Source organism: Pedobacter sp. (assembly GCF_045628745.1).
Taxonomy (GTDB): Bacteria; Bacteroidota; Bacteroidia; order Sphingobacteriales; family Sphingobacteriaceae; genus Pedobacter.
On record NZ_JAZQPU010000057.1, the window covers coordinates 1 to 8,468 of the forward strand.

5 protein-coding genes and 1 tRNA gene are annotated in these 8,468 nt (G+C 41.2%); 1 reads left to right on the forward strand and 5 read right to left on the reverse strand.

Annotated elements, in window-relative coordinates; all coding sequences use genetic code 11:
• Positions 1 to 75: 75 nt before the first annotated feature.
• Positions 76 to 148: transfer RNA gene (locus ACR2F7_RS02635), tRNA-Phe, on the forward strand.
• 63 nt (positions 149 to 211) lie between these two features.
• On the opposite strand, the gene ACR2F7_RS02640 is transcribed toward ACR2F7_RS02635, so the two are convergent.
• The 5 genes from ACR2F7_RS02640 to ACR2F7_RS02660 all read right to left on the reverse strand — a co-directional run bounded on the left by ACR2F7_RS02640 (position 212) and on the right by ACR2F7_RS02660 (position 8,206).
• Positions 212 to 1,351, reverse strand: coding sequence for a redoxin domain-containing protein (locus ACR2F7_RS02640; protein ID WP_432712063.1), 1,140 nt, complete (start codon positions 1,349 to 1,351; stop codon positions 212 to 214).
• Between the two features lie 2 nt (positions 1,352 to 1,353).
• Complete coding sequence (locus ACR2F7_RS02645) at positions 1,354 to 2,766, reverse strand: RagB/SusD family nutrient uptake outer membrane protein (protein WP_432712064.1); 1,413 nt, start codon at positions 2,764 to 2,766, stop codon at positions 1,354 to 1,356.
• A 27-nt stretch (positions 2,767 to 2,793) separates the two neighbouring features.
• The gene (locus tag ACR2F7_RS02650) at positions 2,794 to 6,222 is read right to left on the reverse strand and encodes a TonB-dependent receptor (protein WP_432712065.1); all 3,429 of its coding nucleotides are present in this window, start codon (positions 6,220 to 6,222) and stop codon (positions 2,794 to 2,796) included.
• Between the two features lie 193 nt (positions 6,223 to 6,415).
• The gene (locus ACR2F7_RS02655) at positions 6,416 to 7,555 is read right to left on the reverse strand and encodes a FecR family protein (RefSeq protein WP_432712066.1); all 1,140 of its coding nucleotides are present in this window, start codon (positions 7,553 to 7,555) and stop codon (positions 6,416 to 6,418) included.
• Between the two features lie 69 nt (positions 7,556 to 7,624).
• Positions 7,625 to 8,206 (reverse strand): RNA polymerase sigma factor, encoded by a 582-nt coding sequence (locus ACR2F7_RS02660; RefSeq protein WP_432712067.1) that lies wholly within the window; start codon positions 8,204 to 8,206, stop codon positions 7,625 to 7,627.
• Between the last annotated feature and the right edge of the window lie 262 nt (positions 8,207 to 8,468).

An 8,468-nucleotide genomic window follows, 5' to 3' on the forward strand; every position in this document is an offset into this window, starting at 1 on the left:
ACTGAAAATCTAATTGTTTTTTATGCAATATGCTTTGTATATTCGCTGAGTGAACAGTAATCAATGCTCACAAATGGTGCGGTAGCTCAGTCGGTAGAGCAAAGGACTGAAAATCCTTGTGTCGTCGGTTCGATCCCGACCCACACCACTTCATCAAAAAGCCTGTTTTCTTTATGAAAACAGGCTTTCTGCTTTTAACGTTATTTGTTTGTTATTTAATCAGCTCGGCAAGCTTTTTATTTAAAACTTCGCCCATCAAGTGTGCACCTAAGATCTTACCATCGGGAGCAATTAGAAAATTTGCAGGCACCCCGGAGATGCCGTAAACTTTACGAGCATCATTATCCCAGCCTTTGAGGTCGGAAATCTGTGTCCAGGTTAGCCCATCTTTCTTGATGGCATCGAGCCACTTTGCCTTATCGCCATCCACAGAAACGCCAAGAATTTCGAAGCCCTTATCTTTATAAAGTGCATATTGTTTTAAAAGGTTAGGGCTTTCCGCACGACAAGGAGAACACCAGCTTGCCCAGAATTCAATTAGCACATACTTGCCTTTGAAATCTGAAAGGGAAACGGGCTTGCCATTTACATCGTTTTGTGTAAAGTTAGGTGCTATTGCGCCAAGAGCAGCTACTGTATTTGCATTTAAAATTTTGTACAGCCCCTGTCCCGTATACGATAGGCGAAGCTTTTCACTGAAACTATTAAATATTGGTAAGGCCACATCAGCCTTTACGTTATAACCACTTACGGCCTCAGCTAATCCCTGTAAGGAGAAATAAGAATTTGGGTTGTTTTTAGCAAATTTCAGTAGGTTTATGCCTCGGGATGTACGGTAAGTTTGTACTCTTTTGTCTATTACCTTAAAATAAGCGGTATCCTTTTGTTGCGCTGGCGTAGCTCTGCTCAGCAATACATTTGCATGATGATGCACCGTCATCACTGTGGGGCCAACCTGTTTATCAAATGCAAGCATCTCATTATAGACTTTAGAACCAGTCCACTTTGCATTGTACAAAGAATCCGCTGAAGTAATCCGGATTTGTTCAGCACCAAAGTTTACATAAATCACATCGCCGGTTCCTGTAGCATATATTTCCTTATCCTTGATCCCTTCACGCGATAAGGTCATCCTGCCAGACGCAATGCCGGTTATTTTGCCGGTAAATTTGAATTCACCATTTACCAGTGCTGCAGAATCCGTAGCTCCTTGCCCCTCGGCATTGTAATCAAGGTATATTTTTGCCGGCTTGTTCAGGTTCCCAATTTTACCGCTAATGCTAAAGTCTGAAGATTGGGCAGCTGCAATGGCCGGGGCCATTGCAGCGAGTATTAATAATCTAATTTTCATATTTAATTTCTTGTGTAACCTGGGTTTTGATCAACAATTTTGGTGTTATTTAAAAATTCAGCACGGGGTATAGGTAGTATGTATTGAATTTTATCGGTGATGGTAGGTCTGATGGCCTGGACTGTAGCAAATGGCAAACGCAATAAAGCCATCCATTCTATACCGTCTTCTCCTATCATATTTCTTGTATATTCTAAATAGATTTGCATTAACAGTTGATCTTGCGTAGTAGCAGCATCTACTGGAGCAGTATCGGTTACACCTGCATGTGCGAGCACCTCTTTTAAATGAGTCCTGGCAACTGTAAAATCTCCCCCGGCACGTACCGTTGCTTCTGCAAGCATGAGATAAACTTCCGTTAGCCTAAAAGCATAGGCCGTTTCAGAAATTATAGTTGACACCATTGCCGGCTGGATGAATTTAACAAAATGATAAAGACCACTGGTTTTGTATTGGTTTCCAATGATCCATGTTTTACGCAAATCATTTTCATAGAGTGAGATCAGTGCTGGTTTGGCAGCGTATATGTAAGAACGACCAATAAAATTCCCACTCATGTTTTCATAGTTCAGATCCTGATTAGACTGTGGCTTTATACCTAGCATCACCTCTTTACTGGCTAATCCTTTGGTCTGAAAGAGGTCTCTCAGGTTGGGTTCTAAAACAAAGGGGCTTTCTGCAATTATGGCCTTTCCCAGAGTGGACGTCTGTGTATAATCATCGCCCTGTCCTCGGCTCAACAATACCCGCATTTTAAGTGCCATAGCGGTCCACTTACTTGCATAAACATTTTCATTTGCTACCGGAGTATTGCTTATCGCGTCATCGATATCAGACAAGATGAAATTATAACTTTCTTTAACAGTACTTCTAGGCTGATCTTTGTTCGTCAAGTTTACGAACTCATTGCGCAGGATGATGCCATATTTACTGTTGATATCAAACCATTGACCGAAAAAGCTTAGTAACTTGAAGTGTCCATATGCCCTTAAAAACTTTGCTTCACCCAGTATTTGTTGCTTCTTTCCAGTGGTAAATTTGTTGTCCGGTAATTTTTCAACTGCAGAGATTACACCGTTGGCAGCATTTACTAATACATAGTACCGTCCCCATTCTGAAGTGTAATTGGTATATTCGAAAGCATTCAGCTCATCATTGTTGCCGCCTGTTGCATTGCCCAGATAGCCGCTAAAAAGGCCGCCCATTAACTGGTTGGCCGACCAGTCTGTTCTGGTGTTACTGGCATTGGCAAAACGAAAGTAAACCCCATTCAGGGCCACCAATGCCGATGGTTGGTCTGTAATGGCGTTTCCCTCCACTTTAGCATTTTCGGGAAGTTTGTCTAGTTCTTTCTTACATCCGTGAAAGACCAGCAAAGTGGCCATCAGGATCATATATATAAATATCTTATTCATTTCCTCAGTATTATTAGTTTTCCTTTGTTAAAATCCTACTCTAAATCCTATAGTATACTGCCTTACCGTTGGATACATGCTTGCATCACTTGAACCGTTGATCAGACTGTAAGGGTCATTACTCACTTCCGGATCAGGACCGGGATAATTGGTAACTGTAAAAAGGTTGGTTGCTGACACATAAATGGAAGCCGATTGCAAGCTCAGTCTCTCCATAAAGGGTCTGGCAAGCTGATAGGATAGGGTTATACTTTTCAGTTTCGCAAAAGAAGCGTCGTACAAATTGTTGCTGGATGTTCCAATCTGACCATTTTGCGCATAAATTACCCTTGGTCTGTCTGTATCAGCATTTTCAGGGGTCCACCTGCCAAGTATCCTTGCATTTTTATTGCTAAGGTCTGTAACTTTCTGGTTCTGTATATCTGCCAAATACAAAATCTTACCTCCATAAGTGAAGTTAATAAGACTGATGAGAGAGAGATTCTTGTAATTTAAGGTATTGGTATAACCTCCGTAAAACTTAGGTTCTGCATTTCCTACAACCAGGCTGGTGTTAGGGAAACCACCAAGGGGGTTGATGTCATACATAGGATCACCGATATTCAGGTAAGGAGAGATGAAAGGTGCCAATCCAAATTCTGCTTTATAAGCAGCGAGCTGTTCAGCATTTTTGATGATCCCTCTAAACTGTGATCCGTAAAATAGGCCAATGGGCTTTCCTTCTCTGATGATTGTATTACCCAGATAGGCACCAGATACACTAGGATCCGAAAAGTCTGTGTTGATATTGGTGACAAGGCTCCTGTTGAAGGAAACATTGATTGCGCCATTCCATGAAAAATTCTTATGGCGGATATAATCGCCCCTTACATCAATTTCCAAACCTCTGTTGCGGATACTGGCAAGATTAGCATAAACACTTCCAAAAGAGGAGCTCGGTTGAAGCGCCTGGTTGAAGAGTAAACCAGTGGTTTTCTTTTCATAGATTCCTATCTCTGCTACTAATCTTGATTTAAAGAAAGAGAAGTTAATCCCTGCATCCTTTTGCAGTGTAGATTCCCATTTAATGGTATTGTTACCAAGCTGAGATGGAATCAAGGCATTAACGCCATTATAAGTCACCGGTGTATACAAAGTACGGAACATATGGTCGCCAATGTTTTGTGTACCTGTATATCCTGCACTTGCCCTTATTTTTAAATCATCTATCCAGCTTACATTTTTCAAGAAACTTTCTTCAGAAATGCGCCATGCTATACCTGCTGATGGAAAAATTGCGGTGCGGTTACCTGATGGAAATTTCGAAGAGGCATCTGAACGCCCGGTTACCGTAAATAAATAACGTTCTTTCAACGCATAATTTGCCCTTGCATAAAAACTGAGCAGCGAATTTTGGTTCGTGTAAGCCACAGAGGGCAGAGTGATGGCTGCGGATGAGAGGTCGTTTAGAACAAAATCATCCGGAAAACCTTGTCCGGAAGCCTGGAAAGTACTGCTGTTGTCTTTCTGCCAGGTGGTACCTACCACCACGTCAATGCGGTTATCGGCATTAAATTCCTTGTTGTAACTCAGCGTATTGTCGAAAAAGACGCTTACTGATTCCGTTTGTCCTTGCGAAGCGATACCATTGTTAGATGATGCAGAACCCGCATTGGAAGCGATCAGCGCATTGCTTGGAGTATAATTACGCTGGTGATAAGAAACATAGTTCACTGAGCCAATACTCCTGTATTTCAGGTCTTTTGCAATTTCGTATTCCAGCGAAACGGACCCTAATATGGTAGCATTTTTACCTTTGTTGATGCCACTGATCAGTGCCAGAGGATTTTGCAGTCCGGAAGAGGCGTAAGCGCCAAGCTGACTGCCATTAAATGCATTGATAGATCCGTCTTCATTATAAGGTGCAAAGGTGGGTGGGGCTAATAAAGCCTGTGTGTATGCACCGTTTGTAATGTTATTAACGGTGAAACCGTAATCAATATTAGTGATGGTCCTTAACTTAGGCGTAATGTTATTATCCAGATTGATCTTACCTGAAATCCGCGAGAAGTCAGTTCCTTTTATCACCCCGGTTTGTCCTGTATAAGAAAGTGAAGTATAATAACGGGAAGCTTTTCCTCCACCACGAACAGAAAAATCAGCATTCTGTATAAATCCATTACGCAATACCAGATCAAGCCAGTCTGTATTTGCCGCACCTAAAAACCCAGGGATATTCAATATGTTGAGTGCAGTTTGATTGGTAGGGCCCATAGGAAATTGTGGCGCTGGCGAATTAACCAGGTTTGTTGCCGCCTCTGTCATGATCATTTTATATTGATCGGCGTCCAGCAGCTTGTCTTTTCTAGGGGTAGAGGTACCGGTATAGTAGTTAAATTCAATGGAAGGTTTCTGGTCGTATCTTCCTTTTTTTGTAGTAATGATCACCACCCCATTTGCAGCTTTGGAGCCGTATATTGCCGTGGAAGAAGCATCTTTTAAAATATCTATGGACTCAATATCATTAATATTTAAACCGCCCAGACTGTTTAAGCCTCTGGCAAAAGAGCTGCTGATGGAATTAGCACTGTTATCTGAACCAGAAAGCGGGTTTACAACTTCACTTGCACTTTCTATATACCTGTTTTGTATAGTAACCTGAATGCCGTCAATTATATATAAAGGATCGTTGCCTCCTAAAATGGAAGTTCCGCCTCTTATTTTAATTCTGGCCACTCCACCAGGTGAACCGTCACCTTGTGTAACCTGCACACCCGCCGCTTTACCGGAAAGTGCCTGATCCAGACTGGTAAAAGGGGCATCTCTAACCTCGTTGACCTCTACAGATGCAACAGCACCTGTAAGGTCTTTTCTTTTTGTCGTTCCATAGCCCACAACAATCACATCTTCAAGTTTTGAGTTATCTTGTTGCAGCTGAATTACATTAAGCTTGTCGCTTACTTTAATATCCCTTGAAATGTAGCCAATAAACGACACCGTAATCACCGCATCCTCCGCTACATTATTTAAGCTGAAAGCACCATAACTATCGGTCACTGTGGCCTGGGTTTTTCCTTTGACTTTAACACTGGCCCCAATTAAGGGTCTCCCGGTTTCATCTATTACTTTACCACTTATCTTGATGGCCTTCATGTAATCCAGGAAGTTGTCGAAGGCGTTTCTCTTATCCTGCTGCACAATTACGGTTTTATTTTTAATCATAAATTTCAGGTCCTGGCCATCGAAGATGCGCTCAAGAACCTTGGTAAGGGGCTCGTTTTGAACGTTAATGGTTACTGCATTGGTGTTCAGCAGCATGGCATTCAGGTAGACAAAATCATAGCCGCTCTGTTTGGTGATTTTCTCAAAAATCTGGTACAAAGAAGCATTTTTTTCTTTCAGACTTATGTTCTGGGCACGCGCCGCCGTGCTGATCTGCAGGAATGCGGTGATCAGCAAAACAAAAGTTAGTTTCATAATCAACAATATTTTAGTGAGGTAACCCGGAGGTTTACACAATGGTTTAGTATAAAAATTCATACTTTAGTAGTTTGGGTTTTAAGTTGTAATTAGTGTGTAAAGCATTTTTTTTCAATGGGTTGATCCAAAATTTTACCGGGGGTACGGCTAATACCCCTGGTTTTTTTGATAACCCTTAACAATGGTAGAATTACCTCATAACGATTATCCTCCTTCCTTCAATTTCAAAGTGAACGTGATCTGTTAATTCGATAATTTCAAGTAATTCTGCAAGGTTGGAGAAGCGGGAAGTTCTGCCACCGAATTTCTCTTCAGACATATCGCCTCTATACTCTACCGTTACATTATACCATCGGGAAACCTGTCGCATAATACTTTCAATATTTGCATTAGTGAAAATGAACTTGTCATTTTTCCAGGCCACAAACTGTTCCGGATCTACATGGGTAACCCTTAATCCCTTTGAGCTTAAGGCTGACTGTTCACCGGGATTAAGGAGTACGGTTGCGTTGTTTTTAAGATTTAAGATTTTTACACTCCCTTCCAGCAGGGTAGTTGTAACGCGAGGCTCATCTTTGTAGGCGTTGATGTTGAATTGTGTGCCCAGCACTTCTATGATCTGGTTGTCGCTTTCTACACGAAAAGGCTTTTTGGGATCCTTCGTCACTTCAAAATAAGCTTCGCCTGTAACTTGGACCGTACGTGCTGATCCTTTAAAAACTGGAGGATACCGCAGGGAAGAAGCTGCATTGAGCCAAACATGCGTACCATCAGGTAAAATCACCTGGTACTGCCCGCCTTTAGGGGTTTCAACACGATGATAAGCTGGTGGGGCATCTGCCTGGGTGGTAGCAGAAGTTAAATAAACCAGTTCCCCATCTTTGGTTTTTGTAACCGTAAGGCCCGCTTGTTTTGCAATGGTACCATTAGGCGCATCATTTAATAACACTTTTGATCCATCGGCAAGTGTGAGAATGGCCTGGTTTCTACCTGCAATGATCTTGCTGGCGGCGATAAAGTTTTTTTCTTTTTGCTGTCGCTGCGCTATTTTAATATACAAGCAGGTGCAACAGGCTATTAAGGCTAATACCGCAGCAATGCGACTGTAAGGTTTCCACTTTACAGCTTTTTTGACCCCCTCTAAGCCTGCCTTTTGTCTCGTACCTTTCCAAATTTCCTCTTTCAAGAAGAGGAAATCTGCATTTTCATCAGAAAAAACCTGCGTGCCGGATTCCTGTAAATACCAGTTCTCCAATAAAAGCTTTTCTTCTGCATTCGCCAATCCTTTATTGTATTTATCTAAAAGTTCTTTTGCCTGTTCCTTGTTCATCTTTGTTATAGCGATGCTATTTAATGGAAGAACAGCTTGAACTTAGGTTGGGGGTAGATAAAATTATGATTATCTGAAAAAAAGCAAGATAAAAATGCCGCCTTTCATCAATCTAAGCCTTGGCTTCATGATTTTTAGCGCATTTTGCACTTGTTTTTTAACAGTTTGCTCTGAAAGGTTCAGCTTTATAGCGATTTCTTTGTGAGAAAGATTGTCCTTTCTGCTTAACTCAAAAATCTGCCTCATTTTTGCTGGCAGGTTACTGATTTCTGCTTCAACATGGGCAAGCAGTTCGCGCTCCTCGTATAAATTGACATCAGGTGTGTATTCTGTGAAAAATACGGCAATTGATGTCAAATAATCACTTCTGACTTTATTATGGGCAACCAAGTTAAATACTTTGTTTCGCACAGCAATATAAAGATGTCCGGATAACTTAATATTCACATTCAGCATAGGAGATTTTAACCATAGGTTACTGAAAACGTCCTGAATAACATCTTTTGAAGTGTCTTCATCTTTCAGTATTCGGTGAGCATGGTAATACATTTCGGCCCAGTAACGGTTATAAATTTCAGTGAAAGCAAGCTCATTGCCCTTTTTTAATAAAGCAGTCAGCTCCTCATCACTGAAATTTTTGTAAACGGACATGCTATGGAATTTGACAGATTAGAAACGAAATTAGCAATTTAATTGGCAATTTAAAACAGATGAGCTTTAACAGCAAGTGCTGTCATTTTACTGTGGTCATTTAAAGTGAAATTTTAAACTAATGATTGCAGATTCAATTCAAGCATATATGGAACTGAGCCCTGCAGCGCTGGATCCGCTTTTCAACATTTGAAAAGGAAGCTCATCATCCCCTCTCACAGGATAGTTCGGGTTGCCAAATTACCCCTAAATCCTAATTTTG